The sequence below is a fragment of the Mangrovimonas sp. TPBH4 genome (assembly GCF_001280505.1).
Taxonomy (GTDB): domain Bacteria; phylum Bacteroidota; class Bacteroidia; order Flavobacteriales; family Flavobacteriaceae; genus Mangrovimonas_A.
Genome location: NZ_LBIO01000028.1, coordinates 60,069 through 80,208, shown reverse-complemented (window position 1 = coordinate 80,208; position 20,140 = coordinate 60,069). Strand labels below are relative to the sequence as shown.

19 protein-coding genes are annotated in these 20,140 nt (G+C 38.6%); 10 read left to right on the top strand and 9 right to left on the bottom strand.

Annotation, left to right across the window (positions count from 1 at the left end; genetic code table 11):
• Positions 1-20: 20 nt before the first annotated feature.
• A complete protein-coding gene (locus tag ZA05_RS01005; RefSeq protein WP_053989999.1) occupies positions 21-674 on the top strand; it encodes an HD domain-containing protein in 654 nt (217 codons plus the stop codon).
• Positions 675-677: 3 nt separating this feature from the next.
• On the opposite strand, the gene ZA05_RS01000 is transcribed toward ZA05_RS01005, so the two are convergent.
• Positions 678-1,550: an AraC family transcriptional regulator gene (locus tag ZA05_RS01000; protein WP_053989998.1), complete on the bottom strand. Its 873-nt coding sequence runs from the start codon at positions 1,548-1,550 to the stop codon at positions 678-680.
• Between the two features lie 208 nt (positions 1,551-1,758).
• Here ZA05_RS01000 and ZA05_RS00995 point away from each other — a divergent pair, with 208 nt between their 5' ends.
• Positions 1,759-2,367, top strand: a complete 609-nt coding sequence (locus ZA05_RS00995) for a hypothetical protein (protein WP_053989997.1) — start codon at positions 1,759-1,761, stop codon at positions 2,365-2,367.
• Between the two features lie 80 nt (positions 2,368-2,447).
• Here the strand turns inward: ZA05_RS00995 and ZA05_RS00990 are convergent, their stop codons facing one another.
• The 7 genes from ZA05_RS00990 to ZA05_RS00960 form a co-directional block, all read right to left on the bottom strand.
• Positions 2,448-3,521, bottom strand: coding sequence for a PA0069 family radical SAM protein (locus ZA05_RS00990; RefSeq protein WP_053989996.1), 1,074 nt, complete (start codon positions 3,519-3,521; stop codon positions 2,448-2,450).
• A 124-nt stretch (positions 3,522-3,645) separates the two neighbouring features.
• Positions 3,646-4,428, bottom strand: coding sequence for an enoyl-CoA hydratase/isomerase family protein (locus ZA05_RS00985; RefSeq protein ID WP_053989995.1), 783 nt, complete (start codon positions 4,426-4,428; stop codon positions 3,646-3,648).
• Between the two features lie 54 nt (positions 4,429-4,482).
• Positions 4,483-5,937 carry an ATP-binding protein gene (locus ZA05_RS00980; RefSeq protein WP_053989994.1) on the bottom strand — a complete coding sequence of 485 codons (1,455 nt, stop codon included), beginning with the start codon at positions 5,935-5,937 and terminating at the stop codon, positions 4,483-4,485.
• Positions 5,938-5,991: 54 nt separating this feature from the next.
• Positions 5,992-6,540, bottom strand: a complete 549-nt coding sequence (locus ZA05_RS00975) for a CopD family protein (protein ID WP_053989993.1) — start codon at positions 6,538-6,540, stop codon at positions 5,992-5,994.
• Positions 6,541-6,549: 9 nt separating this feature from the next.
• On the bottom strand, positions 6,550-7,899 hold the full coding sequence (locus ZA05_RS00970) for an MATE family efflux transporter (protein ID WP_053989992.1): 1,350 nt from the start codon (positions 7,897-7,899) through the stop codon (positions 6,550-6,552).
• Positions 7,899-8,933 carry a ferrochelatase gene (gene hemH, locus ZA05_RS00965; RefSeq protein WP_053989991.1) on the bottom strand — a complete coding sequence of 345 codons (1,035 nt, stop codon included), beginning with the start codon at positions 8,931-8,933 and terminating at the stop codon, positions 7,899-7,901. Before hemH ends, ZA05_RS00970 begins: the two co-directional genes overlap by 1 nt.
• A gap of 46 nt (positions 8,934-8,979) precedes the next feature.
• Positions 8,980-9,900, bottom strand: coding sequence for a helix-turn-helix transcriptional regulator (locus tag ZA05_RS00960; RefSeq protein WP_053990020.1), 921 nt, complete (start codon positions 9,898-9,900; stop codon positions 8,980-8,982).
• A gap of 191 nt (positions 9,901-10,091) precedes the next feature.
• Here ZA05_RS00960 and hemA point away from each other — a divergent pair, with 191 nt between their 5' ends.
• From hemA to ZA05_RS00925, 7 genes are read left to right on the top strand one after another with little or no spacing between them, the layout of a single operon-like run.
• Positions 10,092-11,354 carry a glutamyl-tRNA reductase gene (gene hemA / locus ZA05_RS00955; RefSeq protein ID WP_053989990.1) on the top strand — a complete coding sequence of 421 codons (1,263 nt, stop codon included), beginning with the start codon at positions 10,092-10,094 and terminating at the stop codon, positions 11,352-11,354.
• The gene (gene hemC, locus ZA05_RS00950) at positions 11,347-12,924 is read left to right on the top strand and encodes a hydroxymethylbilane synthase (RefSeq protein ID WP_053989989.1); all 1,578 of its coding nucleotides are present in this window, start codon (positions 11,347-11,349) and stop codon (positions 12,922-12,924) included. Before hemA ends, hemC begins: the two co-directional genes overlap by 8 nt.
• A 58-nt stretch (positions 12,925-12,982) precedes the next feature.
• On the top strand, positions 12,983-14,008 hold the full coding sequence (gene hemE / locus ZA05_RS00945) for a uroporphyrinogen decarboxylase (RefSeq protein WP_053989988.1): 1,026 nt from the start codon (positions 12,983-12,985) through the stop codon (positions 14,006-14,008).
• Between the two features lie 48 nt (positions 14,009-14,056).
• Positions 14,057-14,815 (top strand): EI24 domain-containing protein, encoded by a 759-nt coding sequence (locus ZA05_RS00940; protein WP_053989987.1) that lies wholly within the window; start codon positions 14,057-14,059, stop codon positions 14,813-14,815.
• Positions 14,816-15,355, top strand: a complete 540-nt coding sequence (locus tag ZA05_RS00935) for a GNAT family N-acetyltransferase (protein ID WP_053989986.1) — start codon at positions 14,816-14,818, stop codon at positions 15,353-15,355. It begins immediately after the preceding gene.
• On the top strand, positions 15,345-16,247 hold the full coding sequence (gene hemF / locus ZA05_RS00930; protein WP_053989985.1) for an oxygen-dependent coproporphyrinogen oxidase: 903 nt from the start codon (positions 15,345-15,347) through the stop codon (positions 16,245-16,247). Before ZA05_RS00935 ends, hemF begins: the two co-directional genes overlap by 11 nt.
• Positions 16,238-17,287 carry a DUF4421 family protein gene (locus tag ZA05_RS00925; RefSeq protein WP_053989984.1) on the top strand — a complete coding sequence of 350 codons (1,050 nt, stop codon included), beginning with the start codon at positions 16,238-16,240 and terminating at the stop codon, positions 17,285-17,287. The genes hemF and ZA05_RS00925 overlap by 10 nt, the downstream gene beginning before the upstream one ends.
• A 53-nt stretch (positions 17,288-17,340) precedes the next feature.
• Here ZA05_RS00925 and ZA05_RS00920 read toward each other — a convergent pair whose 3' ends face one another.
• Complete coding sequence (locus tag ZA05_RS00920) at positions 17,341-18,849, bottom strand: hypothetical protein (RefSeq protein WP_053989983.1); 1,509 nt, start codon at positions 18,847-18,849, stop codon at positions 17,341-17,343.
• A gap of 108 nt (positions 18,850-18,957) precedes the next feature.
• Between ZA05_RS00920 and hemB the strand changes: the two genes are divergently transcribed.
• Entirely contained in the window at positions 18,958-19,950 is a 993-nt protein-coding gene (gene hemB, locus ZA05_RS00915) for a porphobilinogen synthase (RefSeq protein WP_053989982.1), read from the top strand.
• The last annotated feature ends 190 nt before the right edge of the window (positions 19,951-20,140 follow it).

Genomic DNA, 20,140 nt, shown 5'->3' with positions numbered 1-20,140 from the left:
AATTTTTAGTTTTACAGCATATGAACACAGAACAGATTATTGCCAATACCAAAACCTTTGTCCAAGAACAGCTCACCAAAGCCGAAGGCGGACACGATTGGTTTCATATTTTAAGAGTTTACAACAATGCCGTGCATTTAGGCAAAAACGAAAATGTAGATTTGTTTACAGTACAATTAGGCGCTTTACTGCACGATATTGCAGATAGTAAGTTTCACAACGGTGATGAAACTTTAGGACCAAAAGTTGCCAGAGAATTTCTGCTCAATCAAGATGTTGAATCGGATGTTATTGAACATGTAGCAAATATCATTTCCCATATTTCCTTTAAAGGCGGCAATGAAGCACAGGTATTCAAGTCTCCTGAATTGGATGTTGTGCAAGATGCCGACAGACTAGATGCCATTGGCGCCATTGGGATCGCCCGATGTTTTAATTATGGAGGTTTCAAAAACCGTAAGCTGTTCGATCCTGAAATTCAACCCAACCTCAACATGAGTAAGGAAGAGTACAAAGCTTCCACAGCGCCTTCCATCAATCATTTTTATGAAAAGTTATTACTGCTAAAAGATCGCATGAACACCCAAACAGGCAAACAAATTGCGGAGCAACGCCATGCTTTCATGGAAGCATACCTAGAGCAATTCTACGCCGAATGGGATGGCGAAAAATAATTACTAATACTGAATAACATGCTTGATTTCGGCACGGTATTTTGAGGCACTCTTTCCAGTAATTTCCTTAAAGGTTTTATTGAAATGTGAGAAGTTATTGAAACCACTTTCAAAACAGATATCGGCAATACTAAGTTGACTTTCGTTCAATAATTTTGTTGCGTGCACCACTCGGTATTCATTTACCAATCTGGTAAAGGTCTTTCCCGTGGCCTTTTTTAAATACCTACAGAAGGCTGGCACCGTCATACTCACTCTATCGGCGATATCTTCCAAGGGGATAGGCGCCATAAAGTGGTTATTGATGTATTTAAAAATAATATTGAGCTTGTCACTGTCTTTCGGCTCCGTTTCAAAAGCAAACCCATCTACATTCAATAAGGTATAATCTTTAGACAGTCCCAAATCATTTAAAATCTCCAAAAGCTTCATTATTCTATTGAACCCTTCATATTCAATCAAACTTTCAATTTTTGGACCAACGACCTTTTTGGTTTCTGGTTTAAACAGAATGCCACTTTTGGCACGTTCCAACAACTGCCCTATAGCAGCCATTTCAGGTTTCTGAAAAAACAAATCCCCCAAAAAATCGGGCATAAAATGAATAATGGTTTCTGAACCTTTACTGGTTAAACGATCGGTAAAGCCATAATGAGGCAAATTGGACCCCAGCAAAATCAACTGACTGTTGTTAAAATAGGACAGATGATTGCCTATATGGCGTTTTCCTCTCCCTTGATTTACATATACCAATTCAATTTCTGGGTGAAAATGCCACTTCCCATTGTTATTGGTCACGGCTTCTGTATGTTGGCTTACGAGAATGGAGTTGCCAAAACTCGGGCTCACTTTTTCGTATGTAGGCTTAATTTTCATTGGAACAGCAATTTAAATACAAAATTAATACTAATGGAAACCTAACGTATATGCCATTTTAACTATTATCTATGCTAATTTAACTTAATAATTTCTTAACACTGGTATTAATGTTAATTAAACATATAAATTGGAAAAAATTGATGTTTTTCTCCCCTAAAATTGGGCCTAATTTTGAATTATCAAATTAACTTAAAAAATATGTGTCATGAAAAGAGCAATTAAAAACAGTATCCTTATGGTCGCATTAATTGCAGCCATGAGCAGTTATGCGAACACAAACATTTCTTCCTTAGAAATGAAGGCGGCAAAAAAGACAATGTTGACTTTGGAAGATGTTAAACAGGGACAAAAATTGATGATCAGAGACCTTAGTGGAATGGTATTATATAAAGAAACCATTTCGAACTCTGGCACCTACACCAACTTGTTTGACCTTACCGAACTTCCAAATGGTAATTATTTCTTCGAAATAGACAAAGACGTCGCTATTGAAATTATTCCTTTCAAAGTACAGTCGCATGAAGTGGAATTCAACAAGACCAAAGAAACCAAATTCTACAAGCCTATTTTTAGAGTAGAAGACAACAAAATCATGTTCTCTAAGCTTGATTTGGAACTAGCACCGATTGAAGTTGACATCTACTATGATGATGCCTACGATCACGATGTAGAGTTTGAACCAATCCACTCCGAGACCATTAAAAATGAAAAAGTAGTGGAGCGCATTTACAAATTGGACCGAAGTAGAAAAGGGGATTACAAAATTGTTGTGACTACCGAGGGAAGAGAATTTACCCATTCAATGAAAATATAACCCATTTTTACAAGTTTGATTATTAGATAATGTTAGAATGTTAGTTAGTAAGGGAGCAGCTTTAGGGCTGCTCTTTTCGTTTAAAACAATTTCATTTGCCCATCCTTATATTGCTCGTGAAGATCATGGTTTAAACCAGGCATTCTTTTGTCCTTAAAATATTTTTTCCGGGCCAATTTTATAAGCATATTAATCTGTTCAGCAATCTTCCCTTCTCCCTTCATTCGTGTACCGTATCTACTATCATTAAGAGAACCTCCATGGCAATCCTCTATTTGGTGCAATACTTTATCAGCCCTATCGGGCAAGGTTTTATTGATCCAATCCGTAAAAATTTCACCAATAGCGCCATTCAGCCTCACAATGGTATGTCCAATAGATAAAGCACCCACATCCGCTGCAGCCTTTGCCAAAGGCAGTATTTCATGACTATTAATAGAAGGAATAATTGGAGCGATCATCACATTAACAGGGATACCATGTGCACTCAATACTCTAACAGTTTCCAAGCGCTTCTTAATAGTCGTCGTCCTTGGCTCCAAAATACGCCTAGTCTCTTCCGAAAGGGAAGTAATGGAAATATTCACTGCAACTAGATTATCTTTTGCCAGTTCCTGCAGAATATCTAGATCTCTCAATATCAAAGCATTTTTGGTAATAATGCCCACTGGATGCTTATATTTCAAGAAAACCTCTAGACACTTTCTTGTAATTTCAAACTGTTGTTCGGCTGGCTGGTAGCAATCCGTATTACCCGACAAGACAATGGCGCGGGCCTGCCAACGTTTCTTTTTAAGGAAACTTTCCAATAGTTTTGGCGCCTCTTTTTTTACTAAAATCTGCCGTTCAAAATCCAACCCGGCGCCATACCCCCAATATTCATGGGTATTACGAGCATAACAATAAATACAACCATGCTCACAACCTTGGTACATGTTCATGGAATAGCCCATCCCCACATCAGGACTATCCACCTTATTGACAATGCTTTTTGGAAACACTTCCAAATACCTCGTTTTATTGGTCTCAACGGCCTCTCCTTCCTTGGCACAGTACTCCAAAAAGTCATCTCGAAGTTCATGGCTTAACTCAAAAAAGCGATTAGACACATTCATCTGTGCCCCTCTACCTTTTATGAATGCCTTTGATTCCATGGGTAAAACTTTACCGAGTTAAAAAACGAATGTTTTAAATTTACGAAGATTGCTGTGTTAAAACTGTTAAATAAAAAATGGGTTTTCAACAAACCCATTTCCAACAACTTATTTTATCTTAATTTTATTTTCCAGGAAACTCAGCCTTACGCTTTTCTAGAAAAGCGGTAGTACCTTCCTTGAAGTCTTCCGTACCGAAAGCCTCGCCAAATTTCTGAATTTCTTGTTCAAAACCATTCAAACCATCTTCATAATTGGCATTAACGGCAGCAATGGCTGCGCTGATAGCCACAGAAGAATTCTTCATGATTTTTGCTGCAATACTCTCTGCCAAATCCAACAGTTCCTCTTGAGCAGTTACATGATTCACCAACCCTAAAGACAACGCAGTTTGCGCATCGATCATTCCTGCTGTCATAATCATTTCCATGGCACGCCCTTTACCCACCAATTGCGGTAATCTTTGGGTGCCACCGTAACCAGGAATTACACCTAAAGACACTTCAGGCAGTCCCATTTTAGCATTGTTGCTGGCAATTCTAAAGTGAGCCGCCATGGCCAACTCCAATCCGCCTCCCAGTGCAAAACCATTGACCGCAGCAATAACCGGCGTGGATAAATTTGCCACAAAATCGAACAGTAATTCATGCCCCTTTGCTGCCAATTCTTTTCCTTGAGCCACACTAAAATCGGCAAATTCACTAATATCGGCACCTGCTACAAAGGCCTTTTTTCCTGAGCCCGTTACAATGATGACCTTTACCCCCTTGTCTTCATCGGCTTCCTTAAAAGCACTGTGCAGCTCTTGGATGGTAGCTTTGTTTAAAGCATTCAACTTACTTGGTCGGTTTATGGTAATGGTGGCAATGCCATTATTCACTTCAGAAATAATATTATCGTAATTCATTGTAAAGAAGATTATAAGGCCTAAATTGAACAAGCTCCAACAGGCCTAGAAGTATTATACTTTTGGAAAGGTGACTTTAAATACTGTACCTTTTCCTTTTTCAGATGTAAAGGTAATACTTCCGTTATAAGTTTCCACAATATTTTTCACCATGGCAAGCCCTAGTCCCATACCACTGGATTTAGTAGTAAACTTAGGCTCAAAGATTTTTTGCTTGTTGGCCTCCTCGATACCTTGACCATTATCAGCAACCGTGATGATGACATTACAATGGTCATCCAAAACTGCCACAACAATCTTTTTTTCTTCTTGCTCGTCTGGAATAGCCTGAATACCGTTTTTCACCAAATTGGTAATCACCCTGATGAGTTGGGTTCTATCAAACTTGGCCATGATTTCATCCTTTTCTGAAGTAAAAATAATATAATCCTCACTAAAAATATCCAAACCGAGTTTTACAATTTTCACTACATTGAGCGTCTCCTTTTCCTGCGCCGGCATTTTGGCAAAGTTTGAAAAGGCAGAAGCAATGGAACTCATGGTATCAATTTGCTGAATCAAGGTTTTGGAATACTCATTCACCTTTTTATAGATATCTGGGTCTTGAGGATCAAATTTCCTTTGGAAACTCTGCACACTCAAACGCATAGGCGTTAACGGGTTTTTGATTTCGTGTGCCACCTGTTTCGCCATTTCCCTCCAAGCCTGCTCACGTTCGCTGGTAGCCAACTTTACCGCACTCTCCTCCAACTGGTCTATCATGGTATTATATGAATTGACCAAAGTCAAAATCTCTTCACTTGAAGATTCTATATCAATTTTTTTATTGCGCTTCTCAAGTCGGGTTTCGTTGATTTTGTCGCTAATGGTCTTGAGTGATTTGGTGATGTATTTTGACAACAGATACGCCAAGGCCACAGCAATCAACATCATGAACAAATAGGCATAGGCCAAGCGCTCCAAAAAGTCATTAAGCTCCTTGTCCATGAATTTGTCATCTTCCATATAAGGCAAATTAAGAATGCCCAGAGGTTTAAATTTCTGATCCGTTATATAGGTGTAAGAGGCCTGAATAATCTTTCCGTTTTCCGTATATTTTGTAACGTGACGGTGTTCTGCAGTATTGGCCAATGTATTCAACACTTCAGCATCAATACATTTTACAATAGTGTCGTTAGAAATACTTTGGCGAGAACTTTTGAGCAATTCGCCATCCAAATCATATAGATTCACCTGAAGTTTATGAATGGCAGCAATCTCGTAAATCTTATCCTTAAAGATTCGAGGAAGATTTTCTGTAGTAACGGGATAGGTAGTTTCCTTAATGGTAAAATCAATACTACTCTTGATGTTCTCCTCTTTCCTATCCAGTCTATCCCTGTGGTAATCCAGTGCTTCTTCATTATATTGGTAAACGGTTACTACCACAATAAGAATGGAAGCAATCAACACCAATAAAATCATGGCAAAGAAAATCCGTACGCGAAGGGATAGTTTTTTTAATTTCATTTGAAATTTTATAGTGCGATAAATATAACAATAATCACACCAAACCCACTTTGTTTAGGCCTTAGGATTTTTAGCCCTGATGTTCTTATAGATTTTATAGCCCAACATGATCAAAATTCCAAGAACCACCATACCAACAACGCCAAAAATCCAATTCATGGCATTTTTAAGGATTACCAAAAACACCACCGCAAACAAAATAAAGGTAGCCCCTTCATTCCATAAACGCATATAGCTGGATGTTTTTTTCACCTCATCGCGTTGCAATTGCTTAAAATATTGATGGGTTTTTATGTGGTAGATAATCAACAATACTACGAAAGCCAACTTCACATGCATCCACCCTTGCTGCAACCAGCTTGGCATTAACACAATTAGCCAAATGGCGAATACCGTAGCCAAAATGGCCGAAGGCCAAGTAATGATATTCCAGAGCCGTTTGGCCATAAGCTTCAATTGTTCTCCCAAAATTTCCTTATCTGGTGAAGGCTTATGGAAAGCCTCTATTTGATACACAAACAATCGAGGGATATAGAACAATCCCGCAAACCAAGTAATCACGAAAATAAGGTGCAGCGCCTTGATATAATTGTAGTATTCCATAATAGCTATTTAAGTTTCACTAATGAGCGTTTTTTTGACTTCTATATGTAGAAAATAGGCCGTCACAATGGTCGCCAAGACATCCGAAATTGGAAAGGACATCCACACCCCAAGTTCGCCAAAAAATTTAGGCAATATCAAAATAAGGGGAATAAAAAAGAAGCCTTGCCTAGTCAAGGTCAACAACAGTGCCGGTGTTGCCTTACCAATGGCCTGAAAATAGGCAGCCCCAATCAACTGAATGGCGATAATTGGTGTCGCGGCAAATACCCAGCGCATCGCGCTTGGTGTTTCTTTCAATACCTCAGTATCATCTGTAAATAACCTTGTAATCGCCTCAGGAAACACCATTAAAGCAATGAATATAATCGTAGCCAACAAAATGGCATATTTAATGGCTGTGTTAATGGTTTCTCGCACCCTATCAAATTGGGACGCCCCATAATTAAACCCTGCAATGGGCAGAAATCCTTGGGTAATTCCAAAAACAGGGAACAGTGCAAACATGAGCATCCTCCCAACAATGGCGTATGCTGTAACGGATACTTCCCCTCCTAAATTATATAGAATATTGTTCATGAAAAGATACGTAATACTTACTACAGCCTGTCTTGCCAAAGTGACAAAGCCCAAAGAGCCTATTTCGGATACAATTTTTGAACTCAAGCCAAAATGGGACAATCCTATTTTAAGCTCGGAGTTTTTGGACATAAAGAACCAAATGATAAACACAAAACAAAGCATATAAGATCCCGTAGTAGCCCAAGCAGCACCTTCCATTCCCAAATCCATGAGATTGATGAAAATATAGTCCAGAATCAAATTCCCAACCGAAGGGATCATCATGGCATACATAGCAAATTTAGGCTTTCCTTCGGCCCTAATCACCGTATTTCCCATCATGCACAAGGCCAAAAACGGCACTCCATAAAGCACGATGATATAGTACACTTTCGCCGGACCAAAAATGGCTCCCTTCCCACCAAAAGCTGGAATAATACCATCCACAAATGTCAGCCCTAAGGTAACGAGCGTAACAGTAAATAATAAGGTAAGTGTAATTTGATTTCCGAAAGTTTTCAGTGCCTTTTCATGATCGTTGGCACCAAGAGCTCGAGAAATAATGGAAGAACCACCTACGCCAATGCTCATCCCCAAAGCAGCAATGAAGAAGGACACCGGCAACACCACATTAATAGCGGCAATGGCGGTTGGGCCAATCCAGTTTCCTACAAAAATGGTATCCACCAGAATGTTCAAGGACATCACCAAAATACCAATGGATGCAGGAACAGCCTGTTTAATTAATAGTTTCCCAATAGGCTGTGAACCTAATTCTTGGGCGGAAATTTTTGCCATTACGCCTTAACCGTTTCTGATGTTAGCCAATCATTCATCCATTTAGACAGCAAGTCTACCCACTCTTTGTCATCATTCAAACAAGGCACAGTAGTGAAGTGCTCTCCTCCCATTTCTTCAAAAATCTCCTTTCCTTCCATGGCAATTTCTTCAAGAGTCTCCAAACAATCACTGACAAAGGCAGGCGTTACAATGGCCATACTTTTTAATCCTTTTTTACCTAAAGCCTCAATGGTTCTATCTGTATAAGGCAATAACCAAGGATCAAATCCTAACCTTGATTGAAACGAAGTGGAATAGGTACCAGGCTCCAGATTTAATTTTTCAGCCACCAATCTCGTCACTTCCAAGCATTGGTGCCTATAGCAAAATTCATGGGCTTTGGAAGGTGTCGAGCAACAGCTTCCATCGATTTTGCAGTGCGACTTGGTAACGTCTCTTTTTCTGATGTGGCGTTCAGGAACTCCATGATATGAGAACAATAAATGCTCAAACGGTTGTCCTTCCAAATGTCTCGCCACACTATTGGAAAGGACCTCAATATAATCGGGACGATTATAGAACGCCTTTAAATCGGAAAATTTTAAATTTGGAAAATGTTCCTTTCTAATCTCTTCAGCCAACACCAAAATGGTTTCTGTAGTTGCCATGGCAAACTGCGGATACAAAGGCACAATAAATACTTCTTCCACGCCTTGATCCACCAATTCTTGCAAGCCCTTTTTAATAGTCATACTTCCGTAGCGCATAGCCAAAGCTACCGGTGCATCCACCTGCTTTTGGATACCAGCTTTTACGCGTTCAGATATCACAATTAGCGGCGAACCTTCTTCCCACCAGATTTTACCATAAGCCTCTGCAGAAGCTTTTGGGCGGGTATTTAAAATAATACCTTTTACCAATAAGTTTCTTGCCCATAGCGGAACGTCGATCACACGTTCATCCATTAAAAATTCACCTAGATATTTTTTCACATCTTTTGGGTCTGGACTGTCTGGCGACCCTAAATTAACAAGTAAAATTCCCTTTTTCATAAATAACTAATTGGCCTATATCACTCAAAACACAGGCATCATACATCTACATTATCGATTGAATATATTTTTTGGGGGTTGTCCCATATTTCTTTTTAAAGGCCGAAATAAAATGACTGGCCGTACTGTAGCCTACCCTTAACCCAACTTCGTTGACATTATGGTTTCCAGATTCCAGCAATTTTCTGGCCACTTCCATTTTATAATCAAACAAAAAGCTATACACAGAATCTCCGTAAATCTCCTTGAAGCCTTCCTTCAACTTTTTCAAACTTAATTGAATCTCTTCCGCAAGTTCCTGCAAGGTTGGCGGTTCGGTCATTCGGGAAATGATGATATCCTTGGCCTTTCTAATCTTGATAACATTGGATTCGTCTACCAAAAATGGACATTGCTCTACATTAGCATCTTCACTTCTGTTAAAATAAAGACTCAACAACTCATAAGCCTTCCCTTTGAAGTAGAGATTTTTGATAGAATTATTAAGATTGAAATTGACGAGCTGCGTTAACACAATGGCCATGGAAGGCGTAATCTTCCCATCGTCATAATATTTTTTATCCCTATTGTCTTCACTCAAAAACGTGATATAATCCGCTTCTTGAGAAAACAAACCATGAAATTTTTTAATAGAAATAATTACCGACACCAACCAAGATTGTGGCTGGCAATCCATATGAAGAGGCAAATCCTGTTGCGGATTATAGAGTAACAGTGAATTTTCATCTTCAATATCAAGAGCGTACCGTCCTTTATTAAAAATGAACTTACAGGTACCTTTTAAGCAAAAGTGAAACTGAATAAAACTACTATCAATTTCCCTTTCTAGGGTCACCACTTTATCGCTTTCATTTTGGTAGGTCAACACAAAGAAATCCTTTTCTATCTCTAATTCATTAAAAGAATCTATGGTTGTATTTAAAGAACCTATGGCGATATTTTTTTCTGCATCAAAACTCGAATCCATCATAAAACTATTTAGACCTATTCTAAACAAACAACGCCAAACACGTTATTTCAACTGCAAAAGTATGATATTATTTACATTAATTCGAAAAACAAGCCAAAAAAACCACCAGCGATACTTATTGTTCCTTTAGCGTTATTTTTTTAATTTGCATACATATATTTTTGTTGCCGAATTTCCAACGTTATTTAATGGAATACAACACTAAGTCGAAAACAACATATTTTTACGCCATTGGCTTAAGTTACAAAAAAGCCGATGCAGATATAAGAGGCCACTTTAGCTTGGATAATGATGGTAAGCAATTGCTATATACCCAGGCCAAGGCAAATGGCATTGACAGCCTTATTGTAACCTCTACCTGTAACCGTACTGAACTTTACGGTTTTGCCGAACATCCTTACCAGCTTATCAAGTTACTCTGCGAGAATACCAAAGGAACTGTTGAAGAGTTTCAGGAAGTTGCCTACATCTATAAAAACAAAGAGGCTATTGCTCACATGTTTAAAGTAGGTTCTGGTTTGGACAGTCAAATTCTTGGGGACTTTGAAATTATCAGTCAATTAAAGTCTAGCGCCAAGGATTCTAAAAAAGCAGGTTTACTGAATTCCTACTTGGAACGCTTGATCAATGCTGTGATCCAAGCTAGTAAACGTATTAAAACAGAAACCGACATTTCCTCGGGAGCGGCTTCGGTATCTTTTGCTTCGGTACATTACATCTTGAACAATATTGAAGATATTTCCAACCGAAATATTTTACTCTTCGGAACTGGAAAAATAGGGCGCAACACTTGTGAAAATTTAGTGAAGCACACTAAAAATGAGCACATCACCCTTATCAACAGAACCAAAACCAAGGCACAGGAAATTGCAGGAAAGTTTAACTTGTTGGTAAAGGATTATGCCAATCTACAGGAAGAAATCAATGCGTCTGACGTTATGATTGTGGCCACCGGCGCCCAAAATCCTACAGTGGACAAGTTTTTGATTCAAACCAAAAAGCCATTGTTGATTTTGGATTTGTCCATTCCTAGAAACGTGAACCACAACGTTACCGAATTGGACAACGTCACTTTGATTCACCTGGACGATCTTTCTCAAATCACAGATGAAACTTTAGAAAAGAGAAAGGCTCACATCCCTATAGCAGAGGCCATTCTTGAAGAAGTAAAAGCGGAATTCAACACTTGGTTGGAAACCCGAAAATTTGCTCCTACCATCAAGGCCCTAAAACTTAAACTGACCGATTTTAAAAATGCAGAATTGGACACACAACGCAAAAAGATATCCAATTTCAATGAAGAGCAGGCCGAATTGATCAGTAACAATATCATTCAAAAGATTACCAATCACTTTGCGCATCATTTAAGAGAGGATGGCATTTCTACTGATGAAAGCCTGGAATTAATTAAGAAGGTGTTTCAATTAGAAGAATCCACAAAACATGTCTAAAATTATTCGCATTGGTACCCGCGATAGCCAATTGGCGCTATGGCAAGCCAAAACTGTACAACATCAACTGGAACATTTGGGTCACAAAACCGTTTTGGTTCCTGTAAAATCTACTGGAGATTTAGTGTTGGACAAACCCCTATATGAATTGGGAATTACCGGGGTTTTTACCAAAACATTGGACATCGCCATGCTCAATGGTGATATCGATATTGCGGTACATTCCTTAAAGGATGTCCCTACAGCTTTACCGAACGGTATTGTTCAAGCCGCAGTTTTAAAACGTGGCAACAACAAGGACTTGTTGGTTTTTAAACATAATGAAGAATTTCTATCGCATAGAGAAGGTATTATTGCCACTGGAAGTTTACGCCGTAGGGCACAATGGCTCAACCGCTACCCAACACACACTGTAGTTGGGTTACGGGGCAATGTAAATTTACGCCTTCAAAAACTGGAAGACAACGAAGATTGGAACGGCGCTATTTTTGCTGCAGCAGGTTTAGGCCGTCTTAAAATACGACCTGAAAACGCCCTCAATTTAGATTGGATGATTCCCGCTCCAGCCCAAGGAGCCGTGATGGTTACCGCTTTGGAAAAAGATGAGGATATTCTGGAAATCTGTCGTGAGATCAACCACGAAGAAACAGAAATCTGCACCTCTATAGAACGTAATTTCTTGAGAGTTTTGGAAGGTGGTTGCTCTGCCCCTATTGGCGCTTTGGCAACTATCAAAAATGAAGAAATCAACTTTACTGGAGTTTTATTAAGCCCTGACGGAACCAAAAAGATTGAAGTTTCTCGTTCCGTAAAATTAGGGAGACACCAAGATTTAGCGCAGCAATGTGCCGAAAATGTTATTGAACGTGGCGGCAAACGCTTAATGGATGGTATTAAACATTCAGGAAAACCAACCAACATCTATTCCACAAAATCCCTAACCGAAGATCAGCAGTTTCTGTTAAACGACAGTTTGGTTGTAAAGAGCAACGATGCCATTAAAACCAATCCTAACAGAATTCCGCTAAGCAAACTCAAAACACCTATTAAAAATGTGGTAATTACGAGTCAAAATGCCGTAGATGCCATTCTTACCAATTGCCCTTCGGAAGACTTAAATTTTAAAAATATTTATTGTGTTGGTCGACGTACCAAACGCCTTATCGAACAAAAAATAGGCCCTGTAGCACATGCTGCCAAAAATGCAAAAACCTTGGCCGAATATATAGTCGATTATATTGAAGGTACGGAAGTCACCTATTTCTGCTGCAATTTGAGATTGGACGATTTGCCTACCATTTTAAAGGACAACCACATCAAGGTAGAGGAAATTGAAGCCTACCAAACCCGTTACGATTCGGAAAAAGTGGAGGACAATATTGAAGGTATTATGTTTTACAGCCCTTCAACCGTCAAAAGTTTTATCCAACAAAATAAACCCAACGGCATTGCTTTCTGTATAGGGGAAACCACTGCCAAGGAAGCCCAAAAATATTTCAAGGATGTTCGTATTGCCAAAGTTCCTACTGTAGAAAGTGTGATAGAATTGGTAAATGAACATTACGCCTAATCTTTAGGTTTGAATTAAAAAGTTGAATTAAATAGAGTCGCTTTTCAGCGGAATAAACATGATAAAAAACGATTTATTTTTAAGAGCCCTAAAAGGAGAAACTGTTGAACGCCCACCAGTGTGGATGATGCGTCAAGCAGGTCGCTATTTACCAGAATTTATGGCAATTCGCGAAAAATACGATTTCTTTACACGTTGCCGCACTCCTGAATTGGCAAGCGAAATTACCGTTCAACCTATTCGCCGCTACGGTATGGATGCCGCCATTTTGTTTTCGGACATTTTGGTGATTCCACAAGCTATGAACATCGAGGTACAAATGAAACCAAATTTTGGTCCGTACTTACCTAACCCTGTTCGCAGCCAAAAAGATGTAGACAATGTAGTTGTGCCAGATGTAACGGTAGAATTGGATTATGTTTACCAAGCTATAAAAGCTACCAAAGAATTGTTGAATGACGAAATTCCTCTTATTGGATTTGCAGGTTCTCCTTGGACCATTTTGTGCTACTGTGTGCAAGGCCAAGGCAGCAAAACCTTTGACAAAGCCAAGGAATTTTGTTTTACCAATCCTATTGCAGCCCACCAATTATTACAAAAAATCACCGATACCACTATTGCTTACTTAAAGGAAAAAGTAAAAGCTGGTGTTAACGCAGTTCAGGTGTTTGATTCTTGGGGAGGTATGTTATCTCCAACCGATTACCATGAATTTTCATGGCAGTATATCAATCAAATTATTGAAGCCTTGAAAGATGATGCTCCAGTAATTGCCTTCGGAAAAGGTTGTTGGTTTGCCCTCCATGAAATGGCACAATCCAATGCCTCTGCCCTTGGCGTTGATTGGACCTGCTCTCCTAAAAACGCCCGTTATTTAACAGGTGGACAAATTACCCTTCAAGGAAATTTTGATCCAGCAAGACTATTATCGCCTCCAGACGTCATCAAAAAGATGGTACACCAAATGATTGATGAATTTGGAAAGGATAAATATATTGTCAACCTAGGACATGGTATTTTGCCAAATATTCCATTAGATAATGCCAAGGCATTTATTGATGCTGTAAAGGAATACAAAGCATAGATCTTTAAAAACCTTGCCAATTCAATTGGCACAGGAACCAACTTATAGATGCTAAAAAATATTTTCAAAGCCATACAAGCCTATTTTGGAGCCTTTGCTCTAATCTCAAAACTTGGGCTTTGGAAATATTTTGCAATCCCAATTGTCATCAGTCTTTTGACTGCTATTAGCATTGGTTTGACCGCTTATGGCTTTTCAGATAATATTTTCGACTACATCCTGAGCATTTTCCCTAGTTGGAATTCCACTTCCTGGCTAAGAAATCTATCTGAAATCTTCATTGGCTTGGCGATTGTTGCCATCGGCCTATTGCTCTACAAACATATTGTCATGGCCCTTTCGGCCCCCTTTATGAGCCCTGTTTCCGAACGGATTGAAGCTCATTTAACCAACAGCCCTTTACCAAGGAATAACAAAAGTTCTTTCGGTTCGCAATTATCGCGAGGTATTAAAATCAACTTGCGTAACCTTTTTAAAGAACTCAAACTTACCATCCCAGTGCTCTTAATAGGTTTTATTCCTGTTATTGGCATTGCATCCTCTGTGTTGCTCTTCTTAATCCAGGCCTATTATGCCGGTTTTGGAAATATGGACTACACTTTGGAGCGTCATTTCAACTACAGAGAAAGCATACAATTTGTAAAGAAGAACAAAGGCACCGCAATTGGAAACGGAATTGTGTTTTTACTTTGCCTTTTAATTCCTATTTTAGGCTTAATGATCGTGTTACCACTTTCAGTCACAGCAGCTTCCAAAGAAACCGTCAGACTTTTGGAGCTGAATAATTCAAAAGAAAACGTACAATAAATGGTTTTGGTAAAAGACACATTTGAATTGGCTACTTTGAAACCCGAAGACGCTTCTAGCTTAAGCCAGTTGATGATTACCAACGGGAGGCGCTTTCAGTTGTATCTACCCAAAACCTTAGCGCAGAATATTTCGGAAGACGCTTCTAAAGACTATATTTCCCAACAAAGGCAAGCCATAGAAAATCAAACAGAATACACCTTTGCCATTAAAGACTTGGAAACCTCTAAAGTTGCAGGTTTAATCATTCTTAAAAACCTCAACTGGAACCAAAAGGAAGGGGAATTTGCCTATTGCCTTGGAAAAAATTACACCGGCAATGGATGGATGGCCAAAGCCCTAAAAGTCTGTATAGAATTTGCCTTTGATACAATTGGGCTTCAAACCTTAAACATCTTGGTTCACCAAAGCAACACGCCTAGTGTTAATGTCGCCAAAAGATGTGGGTTTTCATGGGCAAAAACATTAGAAAACGATTATATATCCACCGCAAAGGGACCGCTGGATATGGAACTTTACCAAATACATAATGAAAGATAAATTTTACGCATACATACAAAACCTTCAGGACAGCATCACCTCAACTTTGGAAACCATTGATGGCAAAGCCAAGTTTCGTCAAGATCTTTGGGAACGCCCCGAAGGCGGTGGCGGAAGAACCAGAGTCATTGAAAACGGTAATGTTTTTGAAAAAGGCGGTGTGAATATTTCAGCGGTTCACGGTAAACTTCCAGAAAGCATGCAAAACTATTTTGGTGTAAAGGATGCCAACTTTTTTGCCTGTGGCCTTAGTTTGGTATTACATCCAAAAAGTCCAATGGTGCCAACCGTGCATGCCAATTGGCGCTACTTTGAAATGTACAATGAACAAGACGAAATAGTAGACCAATGGTTTGGAGGCGGACAGGATTTAACGCCGTATTACTTATTTGAAGAAGATGCCATTCACTTTCATAATACTTGTAAAACAGCCTGTGACAAACACCATCCAGACTTCTACCAAGAATATAAAACAAAATGCGATAAGTACTTCTGGAACAGCCACCGCAATGAAGCCAGAGGCGTTGGCGGTTTGTTCTTTGACTACTGCAAAGCCACTGATGAGATGAGCATGGAAGATTGGTACAATTTTGTCACAGAAGTAGGCAACAGCTTTTTGGAAGCCTATGTGCCAATTGTTGAAAAACGAAAGGACCTTCCTTACACCGATGCCAATAGAACATGGCAAGAAATACGTCGTGGTCGTTATGTAGAATTTAATTTGGTACATGACAAAGGCACTTTGTTTGGATTGCGAACCAACGGCCGTATAGAAAGTATTTTGATGAGCTTACCTCCCCATGTACAATGGGTATATGATCACCATCCAGAAGAGGGCAGCCCGGAAGCAGCATTGCTCTCCGTTTTAAAACAACCAAAAACATGGGTTTAAAATTAGGTATACTTAACCTTTTAATAGGTCTTACAGGAGCCTCTGTTTGGGCCCAAATTACTCATGAAGAAATTGTTCAGGACACCACGGCCACAAACATTATTTACAAAGAGGCTTCGGAATACAAGGCCTCCTACCCCAATAGGATTACGGCACGTGCTTTTTATGTAAACACCTCCAACGATTTAAAAATCAAAGATCGTAACTCGGATGATTTCTTCAATCTCGAACCCAACAAACAAAACAGGATTGGAGCTTCTGTTTCTTTTCGAGGTATTTCCGGCTCCTACTCTTTTGCGCCCGATTTTATGGGAACCAATAAGGACAATGAAGACTCCAAACTGTTCACCTTAAGTTTTAGAACCTTTTTTGGAGATCATTTCATGCAAACCTTTGAACTCTTCAAGGAAAAAGGATTTTACTTGAAGTTTAATAATAGTGACGACATTTCTGTTTACTTACCACATTCAAAAAACTTTAAAATTGGAGGCGCGACATCTTACATTTGGAATGAGAATTTTTCGTTTAGAGCCATTACCTCACAGGACGAAAAACAACTGAAAAGCACCGGGAGTTTCATTCCTAGAATTATCTATTATTATTCAAAATTCAATTTGGAAGGCAATAGCAATGAAACTGGCGACTATATTGATTTCAGTTACTATTCCTTTGATATTGCTTTTGCGCCCTCCTATTATTACAATTATGTTCCCACAAATAACCTTCTTCTGTCAGGTGGTGTGTCTGCCGGGATTGGATTAAACCACTCAAAATCTGAAGGAGAAGATGCCTTAAACTCTTTATTGACCGAATTGAACTTCAGGGCCGCCGCCACCTACGATATTGACAACCTTTATTTAGGCGCTCATTATAGTTATTTAATTCTGAACCATTCTGCCGATAGCTCATCACGTGCGGCAGATAACATCCCATATTTCCAAATATTTGTAGGCTATCGCTTTAGAGCACCTAAATCTCTAGTAGGATTTGCTGACAACATGCAGAACAAGATGAATGAAAAACTAAAAGCAAAAAAATAGCCCTTAATCAAAAGGGCTATTTAATATTATCTCAAGATTTCTTTTTAATGGAACTAGAAAGCTTGTTCCCACTCAAACTTCATAAGCTTATAAATTTTATCCTCAAGATTTTCTTCAATAAGATAAATTCCCTCCGATGTAATTCTGGAATTAAACCTCAATTCTTCATCTTTTTTTGTCTGCAAATAGTCTTTCAACCCTGTATTTACATAAGCCGCAAAAATTGTTTCAAAATCCAATAAATTATCCCCATAATTATCTTTCATAGAAATCCCAGCAACTAGAGCATTATCCTTTTTAACCCCCTTTTTATATCCCTGATGAAACGCCTTATCAACCTTGAAGTCAATCTTATCTGATTTTACAATATGCCCATCTTTAGTGTCTATCACAAACATATGAGAAAACTTCATAGTATTCCATTTACTGACGGAAATCCCAATACTCCCATTAATCTCCTCATAAAACTCCATTTCCATAAAAGCCGCTACCGCAGCTTTATTAAAATCATTTTTATCATCAATGGCTTCTTGTAATTTCCAAATTGACTCCCCATCAAAATCATATTTGTAGACATAAAACCCACCAAATCTTGCATTGTAAAAATCATCATCCTTATAGTCAGTATATAATCCATATATATAGAAAGCCTGGTTGTCAAAATCTAAATAGATATTCCCAGTAGATTCATGATTTAACATATGGGTAGTCGTACTCATATCATGATGAAAAGAATAAGATGAGTTAACCCTCATATCTCCACCTCCATTATTAGAAGCCATAAAAAATTTACCGTCTAAAGATACTGGAACTGTAGTTTCAAGCACTTTAATCCCATCATAATTAATTCCTACTAGATGATATGTATTTTCAGTTCGGCCCTTATTCAAATCCTTACTTACCGTATAAAACACTTCATCATTAAACCCCGCTAATCTAAGATTAGTTCTATTTTCCTCGCCAGTATAAACATTAATTGGAAATTGAAAATCTCTATCAGACTCATTGCTATTACTCTTTCTAATAAAATAATAACCTCTCTCCTTAGTTTTTTTATCCTTGTCAACTACTTTAACACCGAACCAACAAGTATTTTCTTTAGTTACAAATTGATTTAATGTTATAAATTGACTGTTACTTCCCTCTAAATCGAAAGGCCTTCTTGTATCAATCTTAAATCCATAGTCAATGCTATTTCCATTTTTATCCAACAAAATTTTATCCTCATTTGAATAAAAACATTCTCCACTTTCAGCCATCAAACTACTATAAAACTTTATAGGTCGTATTTTACCTGCTCCAAAAAACTGAGAATTATCCATAAACTCTGTATCAAACTTTCTTTTATATATCAACTCTAGATTTTTGTCGTAAGTGCAAATCTCAAGATTGTCAGCTTTTGCATTTCTATCAAAAATTACAAAAGAAGAATACCCATCATCTGTAATGTAATTATTGGCCACCTTTTGATTTTTGTTTAAAGCAAATTCAACAGTACTTACCTGTGCTTGGCATAACAGCCCTCCTAATAATAACAACGGGGCAATTGTTTTTTTAATCATAAATAAAATAGTTAATTGGTTGTAAAGTGAGCGAAGATATATTAACATGTAAGAATCTACAATACTTTTTTAATCATTAAATTTGTGACGTAATTTAAGTAAATAATAATGTACCCATTAAGACGAAATAGAAGACTGCGCACCAATGAAGCCATTCGCTCTTTGGTTCGTGAAACCATAATTACCCCCAACGATTTTCTAGTGCCATTGTTTGTCGTGGAAGGCAAAAACGTGAAAGAAGAAATCCCTTCCATGCCCAACTATTTTAGATACAGCTTGGACCTTTTGGAAAACGAAGTGAAAGAGTTGTGGAAACTTGGATTGAAATCGGTGTTATTGTTTGTAAAAGTGCCTGACAATCTAAAAGACAACAAAGGTACGGAAGCCATCAACCCAAACGGACTGATGCAACGCGCCGTGAAAACCGTAAAAAATGCCTGTCCGGACATGTTGGTGATGACCGATGTGGCTTTGGACCCCTATTCTTCTTTTGGGCATGATGGAATTGTTGAAAATGGTTTGATTCTGAATGATGACACGGTAGAGATCCTTACCGAAATGAGCCTTTCGCATGCCGAGGCTGGCGCAAACTTTGTCGCTCCAAGCGACATGATGGATGGTCGGATCCTTTCCATTAGGGAAGCTTTGGAGGACGAAGGCTATTCCAATACAGGCATCATGAGCTATTCAGCGAAATATGCCTCGGCCTTTTATGGCCCTTTTAGGGATGCCTTAGACTCCGCTCCAGTGGACATGATAGATATTCCAAAGGACAAAAAATCTTACCAAATGGATTACGCCAACCGCTTTGAAGCCATACGCGAAACCGAAATGGACATCGATGAAGGTGCAGATATCGTAATGGTTAAACCAGGCTTGTGCTATTTGGACATTGTTCGCGAAATTAAAAATGAAGTCGATGTGCCTGTCGCGGTGTATCAAGTTTCGGGTGAATACGCCATGGTAAAAGCCGCCGCCGAAAAAGGCTGGTTGGACCACGACGCCGTGATGATGGAACAGGTTACCGCCATCAAACGCGCTGGCGCCGACATTATCGCTTCCTATTTTGCCAAGGATGTGGTGAAGATTTTAAATAGCTAATCTTTTCTCCCAAAAAAAACCAAAAGAGTCTTATTCAATCATTTAATACGAATAAGGCTCTTTTTTTGGCCATTCCCTTTCCAGATCACAAAACTAAAGTCAAGATTCAAATTCAGAATTTATATGCATAACTCAATGGATTTCGTAAATTAGTGAACTACCTTGAAAAAGTATTCGAGGGTTTGATAAA